General features: G+C 61.6%; 18 protein-coding genes, 1 tRNA gene and 1 pseudogene. 9 read left to right on the forward strand and 11 right to left on the reverse strand.

Annotated features, from left to right (window positions below; translation table 11 throughout):
- Positions 1–121: 121 nt before the first annotated feature.
- Positions 122–889, reverse strand: a pseudogene (locus MHY22_RS10250) (IS256 family transposase); the annotation flags it as partial.
- Positions 890–967: 78 nt separating this feature from the next.
- Between MHY22_RS10250 and MHY22_RS10255 the strand changes: the two are divergent.
- Positions 968–2152 (forward strand): IS481 family transposase, encoded by a 1185-nt coding sequence (locus MHY22_RS10255; RefSeq protein ID WP_239279217.1) that lies wholly within the window; start codon positions 968–970, stop codon positions 2150–2152.
- Between the two features lie 23 nt (positions 2153–2175).
- Here MHY22_RS10255 and MHY22_RS10260 read toward each other — a convergent pair.
- The 5 genes from MHY22_RS10260 to MHY22_RS10280 all read right to left on the reverse strand — a co-directional run bounded on the left by MHY22_RS10260 (position 2176) and on the right by MHY22_RS10280 (position 4699).
- Positions 2176–2251, reverse strand: a tRNA-Arg gene (locus MHY22_RS10260).
- A gap of 70 nt (positions 2252–2321) precedes the next feature.
- Positions 2322–2603, reverse strand: coding sequence for a glutaredoxin domain-containing protein (locus MHY22_RS10265; RefSeq protein ID WP_239279218.1), 282 nt, complete (start codon positions 2601–2603; stop codon positions 2322–2324).
- On the reverse strand, positions 2603–3133 hold the full coding sequence (locus MHY22_RS10270; protein ID WP_239279219.1) for a dihydrofolate reductase: 531 nt from the start codon (positions 3131–3133) through the stop codon (positions 2603–2605). Before MHY22_RS10270 ends, MHY22_RS10265 begins: the two co-directional genes overlap by 1 nt.
- On the reverse strand, positions 3133–3978 hold the full coding sequence (locus MHY22_RS10275; protein WP_304504392.1) for a thymidylate synthase: 846 nt from the start codon (positions 3976–3978) through the stop codon (positions 3133–3135). The genes MHY22_RS10270 and MHY22_RS10275 overlap by 1 nt, the downstream gene beginning before the upstream one ends.
- Positions 3941–4699: a 3'(2'),5'-bisphosphate nucleotidase CysQ gene (locus MHY22_RS10280; protein ID WP_239279221.1), complete on the reverse strand. Its 759-nt coding sequence runs from the start codon at positions 4697–4699 to the stop codon at positions 3941–3943. The genes MHY22_RS10275 and MHY22_RS10280 overlap by 38 nt, the downstream gene beginning before the upstream one ends.
- Positions 4700–4734: 35 nt before the next feature.
- Between MHY22_RS10280 and MHY22_RS10285 the strand changes: the two genes are divergently transcribed.
- Genes MHY22_RS10285 through MHY22_RS10295 form a run of 3 tightly spaced genes read left to right on the forward strand, consistent with a single transcriptional unit; the run spans position 4735 to position 10803 of the window.
- Positions 4735–9534, forward strand: a complete 4800-nt coding sequence (locus MHY22_RS10285; RefSeq protein ID WP_239279222.1) for an ATP-dependent helicase — start codon at positions 4735–4737, stop codon at positions 9532–9534.
- An 18-nt stretch (positions 9535–9552) separates the two neighbouring features.
- Positions 9553–10371 carry a DNA-formamidopyrimidine glycosylase family protein gene (locus MHY22_RS10290; protein WP_239279223.1) on the forward strand — a complete coding sequence of 273 codons (819 nt, stop codon included), beginning with the start codon at positions 9553–9555 and terminating at the stop codon, positions 10369–10371.
- 18 nt (positions 10372–10389) lie between these two features.
- On the forward strand, positions 10390–10803 hold the full coding sequence (locus MHY22_RS10295) for a YccF domain-containing protein (protein WP_239279224.1): 414 nt from the start codon (positions 10390–10392) through the stop codon (positions 10801–10803).
- Positions 10804–10967: 164 nt separating this feature from the next.
- Here the strand turns inward: MHY22_RS10295 and pgi are convergent, their stop codons facing one another.
- The 3 genes from pgi to MHY22_RS10310 form a co-directional block, all read right to left on the reverse strand.
- Positions 10968–12605: a glucose-6-phosphate isomerase gene (gene pgi, locus MHY22_RS10300; protein WP_239279225.1), complete on the reverse strand. Its 1638-nt coding sequence runs from the start codon at positions 12603–12605 to the stop codon at positions 10968–10970.
- A gap of 86 nt (positions 12606–12691) precedes the next feature.
- Positions 12692–14038 carry a Na+/H+ antiporter family protein gene (locus MHY22_RS10305; RefSeq protein WP_239279226.1) on the reverse strand — a complete coding sequence of 449 codons (1347 nt, stop codon included), beginning with the start codon at positions 14036–14038 and terminating at the stop codon, positions 12692–12694.
- A 47-nt stretch (positions 14039–14085) separates the two neighbouring features.
- On the reverse strand, positions 14086–14409 hold the full coding sequence (locus MHY22_RS10310; protein WP_239279227.1) for a chorismate mutase: 324 nt from the start codon (positions 14407–14409) through the stop codon (positions 14086–14088).
- Positions 14410–14506: 97 nt separating this feature from the next.
- On the opposite strand from MHY22_RS10310, the gene pcrA reads away from it, so the two are divergent.
- Positions 14507–17032 carry a DNA helicase PcrA gene (pcrA, locus tag MHY22_RS10315; protein WP_239279228.1) on the forward strand — a complete coding sequence of 842 codons (2526 nt, stop codon included), beginning with the start codon at positions 14507–14509 and terminating at the stop codon, positions 17030–17032.
- On the opposite strand, the gene MHY22_RS10320 is transcribed toward pcrA, so the two are convergent.
- Both MHY22_RS10320 and MHY22_RS10325 read right to left on the reverse strand, forming a co-directional pair.
- Complete coding sequence (locus MHY22_RS10320; protein WP_239279229.1) at positions 17029–17787, reverse strand: M23 family metallopeptidase; 759 nt, start codon at positions 17785–17787, stop codon at positions 17029–17031. The two genes, pcrA and MHY22_RS10320, sit on opposite strands and share 4 nt — an antisense overlap.
- A 647-nt stretch (positions 17788–18434) precedes the next feature.
- Positions 18435–19184 (reverse strand): M23 family metallopeptidase, encoded by a 750-nt coding sequence (locus MHY22_RS10325; protein ID WP_239279230.1) that lies wholly within the window; start codon positions 19182–19184, stop codon positions 18435–18437.
- A gap of 412 nt (positions 19185–19596) precedes the next feature.
- Between MHY22_RS10325 and MHY22_RS10330 the strand changes: the two genes are divergently transcribed.
- The 4 genes from MHY22_RS10330 to MHY22_RS10345 are packed head-to-tail and all read left to right on the forward strand — an operon-like array spanning position 19597 to position 24409.
- The gene (locus MHY22_RS10330; protein ID WP_239279231.1) at positions 19597–21306 is read left to right on the forward strand and encodes a DUF6350 family protein; all 1710 of its coding nucleotides are present in this window, start codon (positions 19597–19599) and stop codon (positions 21304–21306) included.
- Between the two features lie 22 nt (positions 21307–21328).
- On the forward strand, positions 21329–21937 hold the full coding sequence (gene purN, locus MHY22_RS10335; protein ID WP_239279247.1) for a phosphoribosylglycinamide formyltransferase: 609 nt from the start codon (positions 21329–21331) through the stop codon (positions 21935–21937).
- 27 nt (positions 21938–21964) lie between these two features.
- A complete protein-coding gene (gene purH / locus MHY22_RS10340) occupies positions 21965–23497 on the forward strand; it encodes a bifunctional phosphoribosylaminoimidazolecarboxamide formyltransferase/IMP cyclohydrolase (RefSeq protein WP_239279232.1) in 1533 nt (510 codons plus the stop codon).
- A 15-nt stretch (positions 23498–23512) separates the two neighbouring features.
- The gene (locus MHY22_RS10345; RefSeq protein WP_239279233.1) at positions 23513–24409 is read left to right on the forward strand and encodes a hypothetical protein; all 897 of its coding nucleotides are present in this window, start codon (positions 23513–23515) and stop codon (positions 24407–24409) included.
- Positions 24410–24430 lie beyond the last annotated feature (21 nt).

The raw sequence follows: 24430 nt of genomic DNA on the forward strand, positions 1-24430 counted from the left end.
ACATGCGCCTGACCACCAACGCATAACCACCCACAACGCCTGAGTGAGACGCCGCTACCGGATACTCACTCAGGCGCTACCAGATACTCACCACACCGCTACCATTTCAGTCTTCTGAACAGTCACAGCAGACGATAAAGACGTCCTTGACCCCACGATTGGAAAGATTAGCGCATACTTGCGCCCAAAATGAAGCGCCTTCTTCTTTGGCAATCCACAATCCCAAAATGTGCTTGATACCGTCGAGATCCACGCCGATAGCCATGTACGCGGACTTATTGACCACCCGGCCACCATCGCGAACTTTAATGCGCAGCGCATCCAGGAAAATGACCGGGTAGAACTCGTCTAACTGGCGGTTTTGCCAGACCATGACCTCATCGAGGACGGCATCGGTAACCGCGGAAATCGTCTCATGGGAAATATCGACCCGCATCGCCGTTGCCATATGGTGCTGGATGTCCCTAATTGTCATCCCACCGGCGTACAAGCTGACTATCATGTCATCGACATCAGTCAAGCGCCTAGAACCTTTAGGGACCATAGTCGGCAAGAATGTTCCAGCCCGATCCCTGGGGACATCAACGGTTACTGGCCCGTAGTTAGAATCCACGGTCTTTGGATACGACCCGTTACGGTGATTGTCTGTTCTAGCTGCAGCTTTAGCGCTCCTGTCGCCAGACTCGTAGCCCAGGTGGGCATCCATTTCAGCGTTGAGTCCCCTGGTAATCGAGGCCTGCAACATGCCGCGGACCAAGTCATTGGCATCCGTTGTAGACGTGCCTAGGTCATCAATCAGCTTCGCGATTTCAGGGTTAGCAAGAAGCTTCTTTTCAATCGCATCAATCTTGGCCTTATCAGCCGGATCTCGTCGTGCCACAGTAGTCATTCTGGTCCATCTCCTCATGCAGGTTGGGAACCCACACACAAACCATCAGACACTCTCCCTAAAATCATCATTGAAACAATGCTTGCTACCGGCATGACTCAAGCTGAAACAGCCGAGCACTTCAACATCAGCACCAGATGGATCCGAACCCTTCAGCGCCGCTATCACAACGGCGGAATAGAGGCCTTAGAACCCCGGTCCAAGCGCCCACACACCAATCCCCGAGCCCTAGCCCCCACGGTGGTTGACCGAATTCTAAAGCTGCGACAAGAACTCATAGAGCAAGGCACAAACGCAGGAGCACATACTATTGCGTGGCACTTGCAACGCGACGGCATCAATCCTGCCCCTGCACCATCAACCATTCACCGAGTACTGGCCAACAACGGACACATCACCCCACAACCGCAAAAGCGTCCCCGCAGCTCATGGATACGGTTTCAAGCAGACCAGCCCAACGAAACCTGGCAAATGGACTACAGCGACTGGACAATAACTGGCCATAGAAAAGTCGCTATCTTAACCATCCTCGATGACCACTCAAGGTTCATCATTTCCTGCCACGCCTACACACACGCCACAGTAGAAAATGTCTTAGAAAGCTTCATCCACGCAGGAAAACGTCACGGATATCCACAATCAACCCTCACCGACAACGGTAGAGCCTTCACCACCAACTGTGACCGCACTAAACCCACCCGCAACGGCTTCGAACAACTCCTAGTAGACCTAGCAATTATCCAAAAGAACGGAAAGCCGTACCATCCCCAAACCCAAGGAAAAGTAGAACGCTTCCATCACACACTTAAAGTAGCCCTTGCAAACAAAGCCACAGCTAAAAGCATCGAAGAACTCAATGAACAGTTAACCGAAATCATCGAATACTACAACTACAAACGCCCGCACAGAGCGCTACACCGCTGCACCCCAGCCGAAGCCTACAACGCACTGCCTAAAGCTAGACCCGCATCCATCAAACGCACACATGAATTTCGCTTACGCGCAGACAAAGTAGGCAAAAACGGCAAAACTACACTGCGGTGGCGCGGAAAACTACGCCGCCTATACATCGGGCGCCGATGGACAGGACAACCCATCACCATGACATGCAAAGACGAACACGTCACCATCAAAATAGCTACAACCGGGGAACAAATAGCCGCCTACACGATGGAAGCCGACAAGGTCTACTACAACCAAAAAGACAACGAAATCACCGCCGCCCAGGGCACAACAAAAACGAAAAATCTCGAGACACCATAGGAACGATGTCTCGAGACTTCACATGGTGCCCCAGAGTGGATTCGAACCACCGACACCGGCTTTAGGAGAGCCGTGCTCTATCCCCTGAGCTACTGGGGCGGGGTTGCGGGTGCAACTTGGCTAATCATAGCAGTGGGGCAGGAGTGCCCCGAAATGGCTGGGGTGTGGCTTAGCTTTCGGCCAATTCCTTCTGCTTATTGCGCACGGAGGAGGCCGGTGGGTTGGTCTCGTGGGTGCCGTCGGAGTACAGGACGGTGGGGATGATGCGGTTGCCGTCGTTGACGGATTCGATCCAGGCGTTGATGTCTTCGGTATTGTCACCCTCGACGTCGACAAGCGCGTACGGGGTTTCGGTGCGGTCCAGGTTCTTGATGAGCTTGGCGCAGAAGGGGCACCAGTCTGCGTAGAAAATGGTGACGTCAGCGGTGGTTTCGGGGGTTTGTACAGTCATTAGGCTGCATCCTTTCGGTCGTAGGTTAAAAAACGGTACTTGATGGGGAGATCGCTGGCTTCTTGGTCCGGCAGCGCCAGGTGGCCCTTAGAGGAGGTGAGCCAATCGGTGCTGTGGGCCAGGCCGAACTCGTCGGGGATGGCGGGGGCGTAGATGGACTTATCGCCGTAGGTGCTACCGATATTAACGCCCATGAGGGTGACCTCAATGCGATCAACCTGGTCCAAGGTGGCGGTGTAGATTTGGCCGCCGCCGATAACCCAGGCGTCGGAAAGCGAGGGCATCGCGGTAAGCACCTGCGCGCCGGCGGACCAGTGGCCGGGGGCGCGGGAGGAGAGCACGTAGTTCTCCCGTCCGGGAAGCGGGCGGAACTTGGGGTTGAGGGACTCCCAGGTCTTGCGGCCCATAATGACCGGCGCGCCCATGGTCACGTCCTTAAAGTGCTTGAGATCCTCTGGCACGTGCCAGGGCATCTGCTCGCCATCGCCAATGATGCCGTCCAAAGACTGCGCCCAGATTGCGCCCAACATTAAACGGACACCTGCGCCTTGATGGTGGGGTGGGGGTCGTAGCCTTCAATCTCAAAATCGGCGAAGTCATAGGAGAACATGTCTTCCGCCTTGTGGAGGTGAAGCTGCGGGTAGGGGCGGGGCTCGCGCGAAAGCTGTTCTTTGACCTGCTCCACATGGTCGTTATAGATATGGCAATCGCCGCCGGTCCAGATGAGCTCGCCCACTTTGAGGCCGGCCTGCTGGGCAAACATGTGGGTCAGCGCCGCGTAGGAGGCGATATTAAAGGGTACGCCCAAAAACATATCGGCCGAGCGCTGATAGACCTGCATGGACAAGGTGCCATCGGCCACGTAGAGCTGGAAGAGCAGGTGGCAGGGCATCAGCGCCATCTGGTCGAGCTCCGCGACGTTCCACGCGGAGACCAGATTGCGGCGCGAATCCGGGTTGTTCTTGAGGGTATCGAGCGCCTGTTGGATCTGATCGATGTGCTGGCCGTCCGGGGTGGGCCAGGAGCGCCATTGCACGCCGTAGACCGGGCCCAGCTCGCCGTTGTCATCCGCCCACTCATTCCAGATGCGGACCTTGTTGTCCTGCAGGAACTTGATATTGGACTCGCCCTTGAGGAACCACAACAGCTCGCCCAGCACCGCATGGAAATAGACCTTCTTGGTGGTCAGCAGCGGGAAGGACTCGGCCAGGTTATAACGCAGCTGCGCACCAAAGATGGAGCGCGTGCCGGTGCCGGTGCGATCGCCTTTGGGGGTGCCGGTCTCTAGGACCTTCTTCAGCAGATCCTCGTACGGGGTCTCAATCATGCGCACTAGTTTAGAATCCGCCGTGCTCCGCGGCAAAGGCCTGGGCATGCTCGAGGATTTCGTCTTTGAGTTCGGGGCGGCAGATGAGGATATCCGGGATGAAGGTGTCCTCATTATTGAAGCGAATCTCGGAGCCGTCGAGGCGGCAGCAGTGCAGGCCGGAGGCTTGGGCGACGCCCACTGGGGCGGCCTGATCCCACTCGTACTGGCCGCCGGCGTGGATATAACCGTCATAATCGCCTAGCAGCACGTGCATGGCCTTCGCGCCCGCGGAGCCGACGCCCACAGTCTCATAGCCCATCTTCTCCGCGATGTAGCCGGCTACCTTGGGCGGGCGGTTGCGGGAGATGACGAACTTCTTAGAAAGCGGGCCGGTGACCGCGCGGACGTCCGAGGACTTAAAGGTAACGCCGAGATCCGGCAGGCCCACCGCCGCGTGGATGGGAGTGCCATTTTCTACCAGGGCAATGTGCACTGCCCAGTCCTGGCGGCCGGTGGCGAATTCCTTGGTGCCGTCGAGCGGGTCCACGATCCATACGCGGTCCTTCTTCAAGCGGGCAAGGTCATCGGAGGCTTCCTCAGAGAGCATGCCGTCCTGGGGACGGTGCTGCTCGAGGACGCGAGCGATCCATTCTTGGGCGGCCTCATCGCCGGCGTCGCCAAGCGAAAGGCCCCGCAGCAGGCCCCCGTTGCGCACACCCTTAAGGATCTCGCCGCAGCCCTGGGCGAGGGAATTGGTCAGGCGGGAATCAGAAATCTCGACGGTCATGGTGCCCACATTACAACGCGGACTAGAGTGTGGGCATGCCAGAAAACATCCTCGACCGCTTCCGGCCCCAAGTAGCGCAGTGGTTTAAGGATGTATTTGCTGCTCCTACCGCCGTGCAGGCGCAGGCCTGGGAGAAGATTTCCCGCGGTGAGCATGCCCTTGTGGTGGCTCCTACCGGCTCCGGTAAGACGCTCGCCGCGTTCTTGTGGGCGCTGAATAATTTGGTCGAGCGCGAGGGCCAGCTAGCTCTGCCGGTGGGCTCGGGGACTACCGGATCCGCCGCCGGGGTGAAGGTGCTGTATATCTCGCCGCTCAAGGCGCTGGGCGTGGACGTGGAAAATAACCTGCGCGCCCCGCTGACCGGCATTGCGCGCACCGCGGAGAACCTTGGGCTGGACGTACCGGATATTTCGGTAGGCGTGCGCTCGGGCGATACACCGTCTGCCGAGCGTGCACGCCAGGTGCGCAAGCCGCCGGATATCTTGATCACCACCCCGGAGTCGGCCTATTTGATGCTGACCTCCAAAGCGGCGGGGATTTTGAAGACGGTGGATACCGTCATCATCGATGAGATCCATGCCTTGGCCGGCACCAAGCGCGGCGTGCACCTAGCGCTGACCTTGGAGCGCCTGCAGCAGGTGGCAGGGGACTTCCAACGCATCGGGCTTTCTGCCACTGTGCGGCCGCTATCTGCGGTATCGAATTTCTTGGGTGGCAACCGGCCGGTAGAGATCGTGGCCCCAGCCGCGGAAAAGAAGTGGCAGCTGGATGTGCACGTGCCGGTGGAGGATATGTCCGATCTCCCCACGCCGGAGCAAGGCTCTACCATTGGCGAAATGACGGTGGATGATGCCATCGGGATTAGCGCGCCTTCTGTGGATGAATCCGCACTGCCCACGGCTAAGTCCATTTGGCCGTATATCGAGGATGATCTCTACGCGGAGATCATGGCGCACCGCTCCACGTTGGTGTTTGTGAATTCTCGGCGCACCGCCGAGCGGCTGACCAGCCGGCTCAATGAGCTCTATGCGCACGAGCACGATCCGGAGTCGCTCTCGCCGGAGACTCGGCGCGACCCAGCCCAGTTGATGAAACAGGTCGACGTCGCCGGCAAGGCCCCGGCCGTCATCGCCCGCGCCCACCATGGCTCGGTGTCCAAGGATGAACGCGCGATGACAGAAACGATGCTGAAAGAGGGCACGCTTAAGGCCGTGGTGGCCACGAGCTCGCTGGAGCTGGGCATCGATATGGGTGCCGTGGAGCTGGTGGTGCAGGTGGAATCGCCGCCCTCTGTGGCCTCCGGCCTGCAGCGAGTGGGTCGCGCCGGGCACTTTGTGGGCGCGGTATCGCACGGCTCCTTTTATCCCAAGCATCGCGCGGATCTGGTGCAGTCCACGCTGACGGTAGCGCGCATGCGTGCCGGCCTTATTGAGGAAATGCATACCCCGCGCAACCCGCTGGACGTGCTGGCGCAGCAGACGGTGGCGGCCGTGGCCGCGGCCGGGGACGATGGGCTCGATGCCGATGAGTGGTACGAGATGGTCCGCCGGGCCTGGCCCTACCGCGATCTGGCGCGCGAGGTCTATGACTCCGTGCTGGACCTGGTCAGTGGCGTGTACCCGTCCACAGACTTTGCGGAGCTGAAACCTCGCGTGGTCTATGACCGCGTGACGGGGGTGATGACCGCGCGGCCCGGCGCCCAGCGCGTGGCCGTGACCAGCGGCGGCACGATTCCGGATAGAGGCATGTTTGGCGTATTCCTCTATACCGGCGCCGGCGAGGGCTCCGGTGGCGCGCCGCGCCGGGTAGGCGAGCTGGATGAAGAGATGGTCTACGAGTCCCGGGTGGGCGATGTTTTCACCCTGGGCGCGACCAGTTGGCGCATCGAGGACATCACTCGCGACCAGGTGTTGGTCACGCCCGCACCGGGGCATACCGGGCGCCTGCCGTTTTGGAATGGCGATGGCGCGGGTCGTCCCTATGAGCTGGGCAAGGCGCTGGGCGAGTACCGCCGCGAGGTCTTTAGCTCGCCGGAGACAATTGCGGATGCCGACGATAATGCGCGCTCCAATATCGTGGCCTACCTACAGGAGCAGAACGAGGCCACCGGTGTTATCCCGGATGAAAAGACTTTGGTGCTTGAGCGCTTCCGCGATGAGCTAGGCGATTGGCGCGTGGTACTGCATACCCCGTTTGGCCGGCCGGTCAACTCTGCGTGGGCACTTGCGGTGGGGGCCAGGGTAGGCGAGCGCACCGGCATGGATCCGCAGGCTGTGGCTGGTGATGACGGCATTGTGCTGCGCCTACCGGAAGCCGAATCCGAGCCCGATGGAGCCATTTTTGCCTTCGACGCGGATGAGATTGCCGATATCGTGGCCGAGCAAGTGGGCAATTCTGCGCTCTTTGCCTCCCGCTTCCGCGAGTGCGCGGCCCGCGCGCTGCTTTTGCCCAGGCGCAATCCCGGCAAGCGCGCGCCGCTGTGGCAGCAGCGCCAGCGTGCCGAGCAGCTTTTGGACGTCGCTCGCAAGTACCCGTCCTTTCCCATCATCTTGGAGACGGTGCGCGAGTGTGTCCAGGACGTCTACGACGTTCCTGCGCTTACGGAAGTCATGCGGGAGCTCGGCCATCGCCGCATCCGCATCGCGGAGGTCACCACCGAGCAGCCTTCGCCCTTTGCCTCCTCGCTGCTGTTTAACTACACCGGCGCGTTTATGTACGAGGGCGATTCCCCGTTGGCGGAAAAGCGCGCGGCCGCCTTGGCCCTCGATCCAGCGCTTCTAGCCAAGCTGCTCGGCACGGTAGAGCTGCGCGAGCTGCTCGATCCGGAGATCATCGCCGAGGTCCACGCCCAGCTCCAGCGCACCGATGCCTCGCGCCGGGCTCGTACCACCGAGGAGGTGGCGGACGTGCTGCGCGTGCTGGGGCCGATTCCCGTCGACGAGTTGGGTGAGCACACCGACGTGCCGGTATCCGCACTGGACCAGCTGGGCACCCGGATTATGCGCGTGCGCATTGGCGGGCGCGAGCACCTAGCCCAGGCCCAGGACGCACCCCTGCTTCGCGACGCCCTCGGCATCCCCATTCCTCCCGGCATCCCCGCCCAGGTGGCCACCATTTCCGATGCCTTACCGCAGCTGGTCTCGCGCTGGGCGCGCACCCGCGGACCGTTTGTGCTGCGTGATCTCACCGAAGCCTTCGGCATATCTGTTTCCGCCGCGCACACCGTCCTTGGCGCGCTCGATGGGGTAGTAGAAGGCCGCTACCGCCAGGGAGTGGAGGAGCAAGAGTACTGCGCCGCCGCGGTGCTGAAGACGATTCGCTCGCGCTCGCTCGCCGCAGCTAGGGCTGCCACCGAGCCGGTCTCAGGCGCTACCTTCGCCCGCTTCTTGCCGGAGTGGCATAGCATCGCCCCGGCCGGCAAGCGCCCCGCGCTGCGCGGGGCGGATGGCGTCTTTTCCGTCATCGAGCAACTCGCCGGGGTGCGCCTGCCCGCCTCCGCGTGGGAATCGCTCATCCTGCCCGCCCGCGTGGGCGATTATTCTCCGACCATGCTCGATGAACTTACCTCCAATGGCGAGGTGCTCATTGTGGGCGCCGGCAAGGCCGGTGCGGCCGACCCCTGGATCATGCTGCTGCCCTCGGACTATGCCGCCCAGCTCGCCCCGGAAACCGATGCCGAGGGGGTCAGCATGCTGCAGCGCGCCATCCTCGATGTCCTCGGCCGCGGCGGTGGCTTCCTCTTTGCCGATATCGCCGCCGAGGCCCCCGGCACCACCGAGGAAACCCGCGAGGCCCTCTGGGGGTTAGTGGAGATGGGCTTGGTAAGCCCCGATTCCTTTGCGCCTATTCGCACCCGGCTGTCATCCGGTGGCTCGCGCTCAGGCCGCACCGCGCACCGCTCGAAGCGCCGGCCAACCCGCTCCCGCCTGCGCATGGGGCGCACCTCCTTCGCCCAAGCGCAGAACGCCGCGGGCGCGGGGACCCCGCCCGATGTCATGGGCCGGTGGTCGCTTGCGGTCCCTGCCGCCACCGATGCCACCTCCCGGTCCGTCGCCCACGGCGAGGCCTGGCTCGATCGCTACGGCGTGCTCACCCGCGGCTCCGTCGTGGCCGAGGATGTGCTCGGCGGTTTCGCGCTGGCCTATAAGGTGCTCTCCGGCTTCGAGGAATCCGGCAAAGCCATGCGCGGCTACGTCATCGACGGCCTCGGCGCCGCCCAATTTTCCACGCCCGCCATTATCGACCGCCTGCGTGGCTTGGCCGATTCCCCGGATGTGACCGGCTGGCCCTCTGGCACCACCGAGCCCGAGACTTATGTCCTCGCCGCCTGCGATCCGGCCAACCCATACGGTGCGGCTCTGCCCTGGCCGCAGCGCGACGACGCCGACGGCAAGGCCACCGGCGGCCCCACCCGTTCGGCCGGTGCGCTGGTGGTGCTTATCGACGGCTTATCCATCGCCCACCTCACCCGCGGCGGCAAAACCCTCACCACCTTTATCGAATCGCTGCCCGACGGCATCGATGCCGCCGAGGTCTATCCCCGCTTAGTTTCCGCGCTCACGGACATGGTGGCGAGGGGAGTGTTGTCCCCATTGGTCGTCGAAAAATGCAATGGCAGCCCCATCCATAAAACCGATGTGGCGGCTCACCTGCGCGACGCCGGCGCCGGTATTACGCCGAAGGGCGTGCGCATCTCCGCTCGCGCCGCCGCTCCGCGTACCCCGCGCGCAGGCCGCCGGGCCTCCGAGGCCATCGAAGAGCTCAGCTTTGATGATCCGCCGCCCGCTACGCGCAATAATGGTGGCTTCCGCCCGCGCGGCGGGTACCGCCGCTAAAGATCCACAGGAGGTGTTATGCCCGAAGGCGATTCCGTCCTGCAGCTATCCAACCGACTGCAGTTTATGGCCGGCCGCGAGGTCACCGGCTGCTCCGTGCGCGTGCCGCGCTACGCCACCGTTCACCTCGAGGGCATGGTGTGCGAGCGCGTCTGGCCCTACGGCAAGCACCTGTTTATGCAATTCGATCAGACCATCGTGCACACCCACCTCAAGATGGAGGGCACCTGGGCCATCCACTACGCAGGCGATCGCTGGCGCAAGCCCGGCCACACCGCCCGCATTGTGCTGCAGCTGGCCAATTCCCCGCGCGATATCGAGGTCGTCGGCCACCAGCTAGGCTTCGTGGATATCTATTCCGCCGACCACTACCACCAGCGCATCGCGCACCTCGGTCCCGATATCCTCGACCCCGACTGGGATCGCGAGGAGGCCCTGCGCCGGCTTAGCTCCCGGCCGCAGCGCGCCATTGGTGCGGCGCTGCTCGATCAGAAGGTAGTCGCGGGCATCGGCAATGAATACCGCGCCGAGGCCTGTTTCTTGGCTGGCGTGCATCCCGCCACGCCGGTGGCCGAGGTCGATACCGCCCGCATCCTCGATATTTCCCGGCGCATCATGTGGGCCAACCGAACCTCCCCGGTGCGCGTGACCACCGGTGTGCGCCGCGCCGGGGAGACCACCTATGTCTTCGGGCGCAATCGAAAGCGCTGCCGCCGCTGCGGCACGTTCATTACCAAGGGCGCGCTCGGCGGTGTGGACTTGGGCGGCGACGAAGGCGAACTCGAGCGCATCATCTGGTGGTGCCCGCACTGCCAGCCGTTTCACCCCTCGGCGTAGCCCGCTAAGGTGGGGGCTATGCGTACCCTTCTCAATATCATTTGGTTCATCACCGGCGGGTTCCTTCTCGCCCTGGCCTACTTCATCTTCGGCATTATCGCCTGCATCTTTATCGTCACTATTCCAGCGGGCGTGGCGTCGTTCCGCATGGCTAATTTCGCCCTATGGCCATTCGGCCGCTCGGTAGTGCAGCCGGTAAAGGGCAGTGGCTCCATGTCCACCTTCTCCAACATCGTCTGGTTCGTGGTCGCCGGCCTATGGCTGGCCATTGGTCACGTCACCACCGCGGCGGCACAGGTAGTGACCATCGTGGGCATCCCGGCCGCCCTGGCCAACCTGAAGATGATCCCGGTGACCTGCTTCCCCTTCGGCCGCAAGATTGTGGACTCTGACCACATCCCCTTCGGCTGGGAGCCGATGGTTAAGCTCTAAACCGCATTCCACTGACAAAACAAGCACGTTTCGCCCAATTTCGCCTTGATTTTGGGCAGAACGTGCTTGTTTTGCATCGCGGGGGCCGAAAGAGGCCATAAAGCAGCCGCGTTATCCGCTCCGCCGAGTGGTTGGGAGGGGATAACGCGGCTCAAAGTGGGCCTTTAGCGGTTGGAGCGATACCAACCGATGAGCTCATCGGTGGATTGGTCGCCGGAGTTGGCAGCCTCAGCGCCGGAGACGGCCGGAGCTAGGTCATTAGCCTGCTGCTTGCCCAGCTCCACGCCCCACTGGTCAAAGGAGTTGATATCCCAGATAATGCCCTGGGTGAACACGATGTGCTCGTAGAGGGCGATGAGCGCGCCGAGCACGGCGGGGGTCAGCTCCTCAGCCAGGATGGTGGTGGTCGGGCGGTTTCCCGGCATGACCTTGTGCGGCACGATGGCCTCGTCTACGCCTTCGGCCGCGATTTCTTCTGCGGTCTTGCCAAAGGCCAGCACCTTGGTCTGGGCAAAGAAGTTGCCCATGAGCAGATCATGCATGGAACCAGAGCCATCGGCGGTGGGGAAGTCCTGCTTCGGGCGGGCGAACCCGATGAAGTCCGCCGGGATGAGGCGCGTGCCCTGGTGCATGAGCTGGAAGAAGGCGTGCTGGCCATTGGTACCCGGCTCGCCCCAGTAGATTTCCCCGGTGGACGGGGCGGCAACCGCGGTGCCATCGCGGCGCACGGACTTGCCGTTGGATTCCATGGTCAGCTGCTGCAGGTAGGCCGGGAAGCGGCCGAGGTCCTGGGAGTAGGGCAACACGGCGTGGGTTTGGGCCCCGAAGAAGTTGGTGTACCAGACACCGAGGAGGCCCATGAGCGCCGGGACATTTTCTTCCAGTGGGGTGGTGCGGAAGTGCTCGTCCATGGCGTGGAAGCCCTCGAGGAAGCGCATGAAGTCCATCGGGCCGATGGTGCACATGAGGGAGAGGCCAATGGCGCAATCTACGGAGTAGCGGCCGCCGACCCAGTTCCAGAACGGGAACATGTTCTCGGTATCGATGCCGAACTCGGCTACCTTCTCCGCATTGGTGGATACGGCGACGAAGTGCTTGGCCACGGCGGATTCATCACCATCGAATTGCTCGATGAGCCAGCGGCGCGCAGCGTGCGCATTGGTCAGCGTCTCCTGGGTGGTAAAGGTCTTGGAGGCGATGATAAACAGGGTGGATTCTGCATCGAGGCCATCGAGCGTGGCGGCCATATCGGCCGGGTCCACGTTGGAGACGAACTCGGCGGAGATGCCAGCGACCTCGTAGGAACGCAGCGCCTTGGCCGCCATGGCCGGACCAAGGTCAGAGCCGCCGATGCCGATGTTGACCACCTTTTTGATGGTGTGGCCGGTGTGCCCGAGCCACGAGCCGGAGCGCAGCGCGGTGGCGAAATCGCGCATGCGGCCCAAGACCTCGTGGACATCGGCGGCGACGTCCTGGCCGTCAACGCTCAAGTCATCTTCGGCAGGGATGCGCAGTGCGGTGTGCAGCACGGCGCGGTCCTCGGTGTTATTGATGTGCTCGCCGGCGAACATGGCATCGCGGCGGGCCTCAAGATCGGCGGCCTTGGCTACCTCAACCAGCTGCTTGACGATGTCCCCGTCGATCAGGTTCTTCGACAGATCGACGTGCAGCCCGGCGGCGTCGAAGGCGAAGTTGCGGGCGCGGTCTGCATCGGCGGCAAAAAGCTCGCGGAGGTTGAGGTCCTTCTTCTCCTCATATACCTTCGCGAGCTCGCTCCACTGGGCAGATGCGGTGATATCCATGGTGGTAGGCCTTTCTGGCAACTAGCGCATTGGCAACATGTACCCCTCCCACCGTAGTCCAGAAAACGCCACCGCGTCGGGGCCTTTTAGAGGATGAGTGCGCCTACCCAACCGGCGATAAGCAGCGGGATGTTGAAGTGGATGAAGGTCGGGATGACCGAGTCGCGGATGTGGTCGTGCTGTCCGTCCGCGCCGAGACCCGCGGTAGGGCCGAGGGTGGAATCGGAGGCGGGAGAGCCGGCGTCGCCAAGCGCGCCTGCAGTGCCAATAAGCGCCACGGTGGCCGCGGGGCTAAAGCCCAACGACATGCACAGCGGCACATAGATAACGGAGATGATGGGCAAGGTGGAAAAGGAAGAGCCGATGCCCATGGTGACCACCAGGCCCACCACCAGCATCGCGCCGGCGGAAAGGACCTTATTGGTGCCAAAGAGGTTGGCGGTGGCATCCACCAGCGGGCCGACCTCATTGGTCGCCGTCATGACCGAGGCGAACCCCTGGGCGGTGATCATGATGAAGCCGATGAGCGCCATCATCTTCATGCCATTGGTAAAGACATCGTCCGCGTGCTTCCAATCCACCGCGCCGGTAAGCAGCAAAATTCCCAAGCCAGTCAGCGCGCCGACCATGAGGCCATCGGATTCGAAGTCGAGCGCCTGCATGACAATCTGCACCGCAAAGGTGGCAATGATGGCCACGACGGAAACCCACACCTTATAGGCAGAGGGGGTCTCTTGATGCTCCTCAGCCGCGATGGGCAGGTTTTCATAGTCGCGCGGTTTGCGGTAGCTAATGAAGATGGCGATGAGTAGGCCGGCGAGCATACCGAGCGCCGGCACGCCCATAACCTGCATGATATTGATATCGGAGGTATCAAGCCCCGCCTGCTGGATATTAAAGAGCAGGATGTCATTTAAGTAGATGGAGCCAAAGCCCACCGGGATGAACATGTAGGTGGTGATAAGGCCGAAGGTCAGGCAGGTGGTAATGAGCCGGCGGTCCAGGCGCAGCTTATTCATCACCGTAAGTAGCGGCGGGATGATGAGCGGGATGAAGGCAATGTGGACCGGGATGAGGTTCTGGCTCATCACGGACATGGCGATGAGCCCGAGGATGAGCATCCACTTGGTGGCCAGGGCGGTCTTGGGGTCTGCTTCGCCGCTGCCGCCGAGCTTGCGGATGAGGAAATTAGCTAGGACCTGTGGCAGCCCGGCCGAGGCCACGCCCATGGCAAAAGCGCCCAAGAGGGCATAGCTGAGGGCAATCTTGGCGCCGCCGCCCAAGCCGTCTTGGAAGGCGACCATGGTGGCATCAAGCCCCATGCCCGACAGGAGCCCGCCGACGATGGCTCCTAGGAAGAGCGCTACCACCACATGCACGCGCAGGAGGGCGAGCACGAGCATGACTATGACGGCGACGAGAACTGCATTCATGCTAATTCAGGGTACTGCATAGTATCGGCTGGGTCGTAATAATTCGGCTAACCCAGGCGGCCGCGGCCCATCCGCAGTAGCGCCGAGGCGATGGTGGGGCCTTCTTCCCCAAGTTCATCGCGGAACTGATTCAAAATGGCGATCTCGCGGGTGTGGACCAGGCGGGTACCGCCGGAGTTCATGCGGGTGCGGCCAATGGCCTGGGAGACTTCCGTGCGGCGTTTGGCAGCATCCAAGATGATGCGGTCCATGCGGTTGATTTCTTCGCGATACTGTTGGATCTCCGCATCAGAAAGGGGATCATCCGTTCCCGAAGGGGTGCGGATGTCCAAGCCGTTATCGACGATGTCTTTGTTTTCTTCTGCGGTCATAAGACCATATTGTGCCACCCGCCCGCGCAAAAGGAAATAGCAGCTCGCACGGCGGAAACGGGGCGTGTCCGGTGGGGCTAGTAGGTTGGAAGGCATTATGAACGAAAACTCTCCTTTTAGCCCTTCCCCGTCCACCGGCGGCGCACCCACGCCAAGCCCCTTTGGCGGCTTCGGTGCACCGCGCGCATCGAACCCGCAGCCCGAATCCCCCGATGCCTTGACCGAGGGCCTCAATCCACAGCAACTAGAGGCCGTTACCCACTCGGGCAGCCCGCTGCTCATCGTGGCCGGCGCCGGTTCCGGCAAGACCGCCGTGCTTACCCGCCGCATTGCCTATCTCATGCGCCATCGCGGGGTAAACCCGTGGGAGATCCTCGCCATTACCTTTACTAATAAGGCCGCCGCGGAAATGAAGGAGCGCGTGGGCGGGCTGGTAGGCCCCGTGGCCGAGCGCATGTGGGTATCTACCTTCCACTCCATCTGCGTGCGCATCCTACGCCAAAACGCCCAGCTGGTGCCGGGTCTTAATACCAACTTCACCATTTATGATGGCGATGATGCCCGCCGGCTATTGTCCATGATTGCCAAGGACTTGCAGCTGGATCTGAAGAAGTACACCCCGCGTGTGCTGGCCAATCAGATTTCCAATCACAAAAACGAGCTCATCGGTCCCGAATCCGCGCTGGAGAAGGCGCAGCAGACCAAGAACCCATTTGAGACCACCGTGGCCCAGGTCTATGCCGAATACCAGCGCCGCCTGCGCGCGGCCAATGCCGTGGACTTTGATGATCTCATCGGTGAGGTGGTGCGGATCTTCACCCAGCACCAGCAGGTGGTGGATTTTTATCGCCGGCGCTTCAAGCACGTGCTTATCGACGAATACCAGGACACCAACCACGCCCAGTATGCGCTGGTTGCCGCGCTCGTGGGCAGGGGAGAGCTCGGCCCCGATGCCCCCGAGTTGTGCGTAGTGGGCGATTCCGATCAGTCCATTTATGCCTTCCGCGGGGCCACCATCCGCAATATTCAGGAATTCGAGCGCGACTACCCCCAGGCGCACACGATCTTGCTGGAACAGAATTATCGCTCTACGCAGACCATTCTCAATGCGGCCAATGCCGTGATCGCCAAGAATGAGAATCGCCGCGAGAAGAACCTGTGGACCGCCCACGGTGAGGGCGAGCAGATCGTAGGTTATGTTGCCGATAATGAGCATGATGAGGCGCGGTTCATCGCCTCTGAAATCGATTCCTTGGCGGATAAGGGCCGCAGCTATTCCGATATCGCGGTCATGTACCGCACCAATAACGCCTCCCGTGCGCTGGAAGATATCTTCATTCGCTCAGGAATTCCGTACAAGGTGGTGGGTGGCACGCGCTTTTATGAGCGGCGCGAAATCCGCGATATGGTGGCCTACCTGCGTATCTTGGATAACCCGGACGATACGGTAAGCCTGCGCCGCATTATCAACGTGCCCAAGCGTGCCATTGGTGACAAGGCGCAGGGGCATATTGCCCTCCATGCGGAAAACCACGGTATTAGCTTTGGCAAGGCGCTTGCCGATGTCCCCCGGGGCGACGTTCCAGGCCTTGGCACTCGGGCTATTAATGCAGTCACCAAATTCAACGACATGATGGAGGGTATCCGCAATCAGATTCCGTCCATGAGCGATGAAGTTACCGACCAACCGGATTTGGGCGAGCTGCTTTCCGCCATTTTGGATGCCACGGGATACAAGGCGGAATTGGAAAATTCGAATGATCCGCAGGACGGAGCGCGCCTAGATAACCTCAACGAGTTGGTATCGGTGGCGCGCGAATTCACCTCGGAGGCGGCCAACCAGCTTGCTGCATCCGGTGCGGATGCAGTGGACCCCTCCGAGCTAGTAGAGGAGGGCGAAGCTGCGCCCGGTTCGCTGCAGGCATTCTTGGAAAAGGTGTCGCTGGTGGCCGATGCTGACCAGATCCCAGATTCCGAGACTGGTGTGGTCACCATGATGACTCTGCACACCGCCAAGGGCCTTGAGTTCCCCGTAGTCTTTTTGACCGGCTGGGAGGATGGCCAATTCCCGCATATGCGCTCATTGGGTGACCCGAAGGAACTAAGCGAGGAGCGCCGCCTCGCCTATGTGGGCATTACCCGCGCTCGCGAGCAGTTGTATCTTACCCGCGCCATTTTGCGCTCGGCGTGGGGCAATCCGGTGACTAATCCCGCCAGCCGCTTCCTCGGCGAGGTCCCAGAAGACCTCATCAACTGGCGGCGCGAAGACTCCGATAGTTCCCTGACCGGCGCGTGGGGCGAGGACGACTACCAATATGGTCGTTCCTACGGCCGCGATTGGTCCGGATGGGGCAGTGGTGGTTCCCGGTCCGGGTCGCGCGATGGAGGGCGCGCTGCGTCTTCCCCATCGCAGCGCACCAGCAAGCCGGCGGCGACCTCGATGCCTAAGAACAATAACCTCAACCTAGCCGTGGGTGACCGCGTCAATCACGCTAAGTACGGGCTTGGAACTGTCATTGAGACGTCCGGCTCCGGCAAGCGCGCCACGGTCACCGTGGACTTTGGTTCTTCCGGTAAGGTCCGGCTGATGCTCATCGGCGGAGTGCCGATGGAAAAGCTTTAGACCGAAATGCCGCGCTCGTTGAACCAGGAAACTGGGTCAACGGCGGCGCCTCCGCCTGGGTGAATCTCAAAGTGGAGGTGCGGGCCAGTGGAGTGGCCCTCGTTGCCAATGCCCGCGATTTCCTGACCCGCGGTCACGCGCTCGCCCACATTTACCTTGAGCAGGTCTGCCGGCATGTGACCGTAGACGGAGATGGTGCCGTCATCGTGCTGGATGCGGATCCAGTTGCCAAAGCCCTGCGCTGGACCGGAGTTGATGACGGTGCCGTCCATGACCGCGTGAATCGGGGTGCCCACCGGGTTAGCTACGTCGATGCCGTTGTGCATCGTGCCCCAGCGCTGGCCGAAGCCAGAAGTAAGCGTGCCGGAGGTAGGAAAGACCACGGTATTGCCCGCGGAGTCCGTGCCGCGCTTCGTGGTGAGTCCCGAGTGATTCCCCTGCGGTGCGAAAGCTTCCTCCAGGCCCGGTACAGCGCCCGGGTCTAGGACGATATTGACGCCGCCGGATTCGTTTCCATCTACCTGCGGAGTAGTCTCGCCGTTCAGTACGCCTACGGTGGTGGTGGCTAGGCCAACAAGGGCGTCGACCACGCCGGCGTTATCTACGTTCGTAGCGGTGGGCTCGGAAGAGCCGTCCGATACGTCCACGCTAGCCACTGGCTCTGCAGCAAAAGCGGTGGTGCCGGTAGCAAGTACGGTGCCAAGCGTAACGATGCTCAGCGCCACGTTCTTGCGCGCGCGGTTCATGCGCTTCATAGTTAAAGTCCTTTTCATGGCTGTGCATGGTCTTGGGACGCCCGCATCCTGGAGAGGGCGACGTCTTTCAACTGCCAACCGCGACACGCCGAAAGTCGAAATACTTGCGCTCGTGATCGCTCGTGGCAACGAGTTAAAAGTTAGCCCGCTCGAACGGCCCGCGCAATCTTAAAAAACGCTGGTAGAGGCGGAAATAATTCGAAATTATTCGAACATGCCAGCTTGTTGCGCGTGTTGCGAATGTGACTCGAGTGGCGTCTGTAAAGTATTGGTTTAGGGTCTGGGGGTGGACCTTGGGGGTGGCGTCCATGGCTTGGGGCTGCGGTCTCGTGCGTAATCGGCGGCTGAAAGTTGAAAATATCCACTCACCTGCGACAAGTCTGCGCGCTGGACTTGCCTGAATGTACTTCTGGCGCCCTTGTGGGGCCGTGGTGAGGGTCTAGCTGGTGCTGTGTTCACTAGTGGCAGCGGAGTCCTCAGGTGGCGCCAAGGGTCGTGTAGGGCGCCCTAGGGATGGTCTAGGGCGTCGTTGAGGCAAGCCCATCTGCCTGTGCGTGCTGTGGGCGGGGGAGGGCATCTGTGGACATGAAAAAGCGCCGCAGGAAAGCCACTGCGGCGCTTAACAAGAAGGTGTTGGGGTGGGGGCCTTAGAGGTCGATGCCTCGCTCAGCCAGCCAAGGCTGCGGATCGATTGCCTCGCCACCGTTCGGGTGAACTTCGAAGTGGAGGTGGGAGCCGGTGGAAAAGCCCATCGAGCCCATGCCGGCGATCTTCTGGCCGGCATGCACGTGCTCGCCAACGGCCACGTCAAGAGTTTGCATGTGACCATAAACGGTCATGGTGCCGTCGTCGTGCATGATGCGGATCCACTGGCCAAAGCCGGAAGCTGGACCGGAGTCGATGACCGTACCATCCATGACGGCAAGGATTGGGGTGCCAGGAGAGTTGGCGATGTCGACGCCCTTATGGAAGGTGCCCCAGCGCATAGCGAATGGAGATGTGAATGCGCCTTCGGCAGGGCGAGCTACGGACGGAGCGCGAGCGGCTTCGTCGGCAGCTGCACGCTCTTCAGAAGCCTGGATGGCTTTGTTGAGCTGATCGGTCAGATCGGCAACTGGCTTAGCCTCAGCAACGTTGAGGATCTGTGGGGTGGTATCAACCGGAGCCGCAGCAGCATCCTCAGCTTGGGTGGAGTCAGAGGCGAGCTCGAAGTCAACGGACTGCGTCTTGGTGGTGGCCGCGTCATCGGACTGGATGTTTGCGGCGGCTGCGCCACCAACGCCGGCCGTGGAAACTGCACCTGCCGCAACCGTCATTACGGCAATGCGGCCCTTCGCGGTCTGCGAGGTGACAATCTTGCGATGGCGGCCGGCGCCACGCTGAACTTTGCTTCGCATTAGGTCTTCTTTCGTCATTTTCACAATCTGCGCAGAACGAGTGTTACGTCCCCACCGAGTTAGTTACGAGATTGTGACCTTCTTGTTACCAACGAGATGTAACAGTAGCGTCTCGAAAAGATAACAGCAACCCAAATTAAAGAATTTTCAGGCTCGCCTCGGGGAAATTGTCCACGAGCAGGCAACATGGGGCACGCGGAATATTATTAGTGCGATAAAGATCCCACGCGAGCTCCGCGTGCGTCACGCAAAACTAGCGGCCTTTTCCTTCATAGTATTACAGCCAGAGTTAAGGGTGTGAAACCAGGGTAGATTTTATACTCCTTATATATTTGTATAGCCCAGGTACAGGGGTTGCCGCCGGTGATTTTGCGAGTGCCTCGTCGCGCCACCCCGATTTCACTTCCGGAAGGTGGCAAAGTGGACGCCGATGAACAAAAACACCAGCCCCCAATCTCGGTCAACGCCCCGCCCGCGTAGCCAGGCGCGGGGCCGTACGGTGCGCGCGGAGCGCACCCCACGCGCGCCTCATCCCAGTGGCTCACGCCAGTCCTATGGATCGGCGCAGCGCGTCGCCCGTAAAGCCGGCTCCAAGGCCAAGGCGCGCCGTACCCCCGCGCCGCTGACCAAAGCCGGGCGCATTCGCCGCATGCTTATTACGGCGGCAGTGCCCAACGTGGTTATTGTCCTTATCATTATGGCCATCGCGCTTGGCAGTCTCATGCTCACCGGCTCTCCCATGGCGTGGTGGTACACCATCGTGGCGGAGGCCTGGATGGTCTTTAACCTCGCCCCGGTCTCTGCGGCTGATGTGCATATTTCCTTCCTGCCGGCCTTGCCAGCGCTTATTCTCGCCGCGGTGGTGGCGGTTCGTGTGCGCAGCGCGGTAAAACACAAGGTCAGCGTCAAGGACCTGCTTACTCTTTTGGCCTGCGTGCTTGGTGTGCCGGTGGTATTTACCATCATCGCGTGGCTGATGCTGTGGGATGCGGGCAAGGTCTATGACGTCTCCCCGCCTAATCTGGCGCAGGCGTTGCTGCGCGTTATTGTTCTGCATCTGGCCGCCATGGCGTCCGGTATGGGGTGGCGCTTGTGGCGGGCGTTGGCCAAGCGTTATGGGGTACCGCGCCCGCTTGTCGACGCCACCCAGATCGCCCTTCGCTATCTCGCCTACCTGGCCATTGGCGCAGCCGCAGTCTTTGCGGTGGTATTCCTTGTCAATGTCTCCCGCCAGGGCGAGATGATGAATGACTATCCTACGATCTCCGGCTTAGGCATTGCCGGACTCGTGCTGCTGAGCGTGCTCTACATTCCCAATGCCATCGTGAGCACCGCGGCGGTATTGGTGGGCTCGGAGTTCTCCGTAGGCGAAGGCTCGGTAAGCCTCTTTAGCGCCCACCTCGTGCCGCTGCCACCGCTGCCCATTACCGGCGGCATTCCTGCCTCCGCGCCCAGCTGGGCTGTGGTGCTATTGATCGTCCCCCTCGGCGCTGCAATCTACTCTTTGTACAAGAAACATCCGAGCTTTCAAGACGTCCTCGTAGCTACGGTGGCCTCCGCAGTACTCATGCTGGTTGCCTGCTACCTTGTCAGCGGTGACCTTGGCTACTACGGCGCGACCGGCCCGCAGCTGTGGACTGCCGCAGGCCTTACCGCCCTGTGGATGGCTGTCGTTGGTTGTGCCGTTGCCGCAGGCTTTGCCTTCGTGGCCTGGCGCGCGGCCCGCACAGTACCTGGTGTGGACACCGCCGATGAGTACGCCGATGAGCCCGCTGCTGATGCCACCACTACCGAGGTGACCGATGCAGACACCGCCGAAACTGACGACGCCCCCGCCGAACCGGAGCGCGAGCCCATCACCGATCCGGAAATCGTTGATGCCGAGGTAGTCGAGGACGAGCCCCAGGATTCCGCACCTGGCGAGGCCGCAGAGGAACCGGAAGAAGAGCAGAAAGAAGAGGACACTCCAGCCGAAGAAACAGCAGAGCAGCAGGATGAGGCTGAGGAGGGCAATGAAAGGGGCGTCGCCAAGCCGCTGAGCCAACAGTTCAAGGACCAAATGGGGGAGAGTGAGCAGGACTCTGCGGGCGAAGATTCCCCCGAGGAGGGGGAGAGGGGCTAGGCTATAGCGCGTGACTTCACCGATGCCTCCGCGCTATACCGCTGACCCTGAACGCCTCCGAGTGGTGGTGCTCGTTTCTGGAACGGGTTCCCTGCTGCAAGCGATCATGGATGCCCAAGCCGGGCACTACCAGGTAGTGAAGGTGGTGGCGGATAAGGAATGCCACGGTATTGCGCGCGCACAGGACCACGGGATTGATACCGAGGTCGTGGCGCTGGGTGCGGATCGCGCCGAATGGAATCAACGTCTGGTTGACGCAGTAGATGCTGCGCAGCCAGACGTTGTTGTTTCTGCGGGCTTTATGAAGATCCTGGGCCAGGAATTCCTAGACCGCTTCGAAGGCCGCACCATCAATACCCACCCGGCGCTACTGCCTGCCTTCAAGGGAGCGCACGCGGTGCGCGACGCCCTCGATTACGGCGTGAAGATCACTGGCTCTACCGTCCACTTTGTGGACACGGGCGTGGATACCGGCTCCATCATCGCGCAGCGCCCCGTTGCCATCAATGCGGACGATGACGAGTCCACCCTCCACGAGCGCATTAAACAAGTAGAGCGCGATCTCATCGTGGAGGTGCTGCGTGCAGCTAACGTCCACGACGAGAAACTAACTATTCAACTCGCAGACTAAGACTTTTCGAAAGGCTTAATCCTCCTCATGAGCGAAGACCGCAAGCAGGTAAAGCGCGCCCTTATCAGCGTGTACGACAAGACCGGGCTGGAGGATCTAGCCCGCGCCCTCGATAAGGCAGGCGTGGAAATCGTCTCCACCGGCTCCACCGCGAAGAAGATCGCGGACCTAGGCATCGAGGTCACTCCGGTAGAAAAGCTCACCGGCTTCCCGGAGTGCTTGGAAGGCCGCGTCAAGACGCTGCACCCGCGCGTGCACGCCGGCATTTTGGCCGATACCCGCAAGGAAGATCACCTCAACCAGCTCTCCGAGCTCGAGGTAAAGCCTTTCCAGCTCGTCGTGGTCAACCTGTATCCCTTCCGCGAGACCGTGGCTTCGGGCGCGGACTTTGATGGCTGCGTGGAACAGATTGATATCGGCGGCCCATCCATGGTGCGCGCAGCCGCCAAGAACCACCCGTCTGTTGCCGTTGTGGTAGACCCTTCCCGCTACGGTGAAGCCGTGGAGGCCGTCAACAACGGTGGCTTTACCCTGGAGCAGCGCCGCGGCTTGGCGCGCGACGCCTTCCTGCACACCGCGGATTATGATGCGGCCGTCTCCGCCTGGTTCGTAGATCAGCTCAGCGAGGAGGGCCAAGCCACCCCGCTGCGCTACGGCGAGAACTCTCACCAGGCGGCCACCGTTACCCGCATCGGTTCCAAGGGCCTTGCCAATGCCACCCAGTTCAATGGCAAGGAGATGAGCTACAACAACTACCAGGATGCGGATGCTGCTTGGCGCGCCGCGTGGGACCATGAGCGCCCCTGCGTTGCGATTATCAAGCACACCAACCCATGCGGCATTGCCGTGTCCGAGGAGTCCATCGCCGCCGCTCACCGCGCGGCGCACGCGTGCGACCCAATGTCCGCCTTCGGCGGCGTGATTGCCGTCAACCGCGAGGTCACCGTAGAGATGGCCGAGCAGGTCAAGGAGATCTTCACCGAAGTCATCGTCGCTCCTTCCTATGAGGAGGGCGCCATCGAAGTCCTCAAGGCCAAGAAGAACCTGCGCGTGCTGCAGGCAGAGCACGAAGACCAGCACGAGGAGCGCAAGTACATCTCCGGCGGCGTGCTCACCCAAGAGCCAGACACCTACCAGGCCGAGGGCGATAACCCGGCCAACTGGACCCTGGCTGCGGGCGAGGCCCTCAACGAGTCCGACTTGGCTGAGCTCGAATTCGCATGGCGCGCCGTGCGCGCGGTGAAGTCCAATGCCATCTTGCTGGCCAAGGACAATGCCACCGTGGGCGTAGGCATGGGCCAGGTCAACCGCGTTGACTCCGCCAAGCTGGCTGTCGAGCGCGCTAACACCTTGGCCGATGGTGCCAACCGCACCGAGGGCTCCTTCGCCGCTTCCGACGCCTTTTTCCCGTTTGCCGATGGTTTGCAGGTGCTTCTCGACGCCGGCGTTAAGGCCGTTGTTCAGCCCGGCGGCTCCATCCGCGACGAAGAAGTCATCGCGGCAGCGAAGGAAGCCGGCGTTACTTTGTACCTGACCGGTACCCGCCACTTCGCGCACTAGCCTAAGCTAAATGCCATGACATTCCCTATCCGCCGGGCCTGGGGCCCGGCAGCTGCCCTTATCGCCTGCGCGCTCACCCTCAGCGCTTGCGGCGACGAGGACGCGGCGAATAATTCCCCTACCTTTGTCAATACCGAGGCCCGTGGCACGGCGGATCCCCTCTACGGAAAAGAGACCACGACCGCAGCGCCCGCGGCCTCATCCGCGGCCCCTTCTGGTGACGTCCAAGCCGTGCTTGACCGCATCGTGGCCGAACACGGCGATGTGGGCATCGCGGTCTCCGATGGCACCACCACCATTGAAGCGGGGCGCACCGCTCCCGAAGCCGCGTGGTCAACCTCCAAGGTGCCGGTGCTCATCGCGGCGAATCGCACGGGTGCTGCCGATAACCAGTTGGTGTCTTCCGCGATTACCTACTCCGATAACGAGGCCGCCAAAGCCGCGTGGGCGGGGCTAGGGGAGGGCACCGCCGCCGCGCAGGCCGCACAAAGCGTCATCGCGGAGGCGGGAGATACCGCCACCCAACTCCAATCCCAGGTCACCCGCCCGGAATTTACGGCCTTTGGCCAAACCATGTGGAGCGTGGGCAACCAAGCAAAGTTTATGGCCGGGTTGCGCTGCGTTGAGGGAGCGCAGCCGATTATCGACGCCATGGGTGTCGCCGATCCCGCCCAAGGCTACGGCCTGCGCACCCTGCCGGGCGCCTTGATGAAAGGCGGCTGGGGACCGAGCCCGGCCGGTTCCTACGATGTGCGGCAGATGGGCATCGTGCAACTGGGCGGGCACGACGTCGCCGTGGCACTGATTGCCTCATCCCCTGATGGCCAGTACGCCTCCACCCAAACGGTGCTTACCTCCATGGCCGAAGCCCTAGCGCAGGCCGATACCCAGTGGTCCAGCCCTGCCTGCTAAGCCTGCCAGTAGAAAGGAAAA

It is taken from the genome of Corynebacterium sp. ACRPO (assembly GCF_022347205.1).
GTDB lineage: Bacteria > Actinomycetota > Actinomycetes > Mycobacteriales > Mycobacteriaceae > Corynebacterium.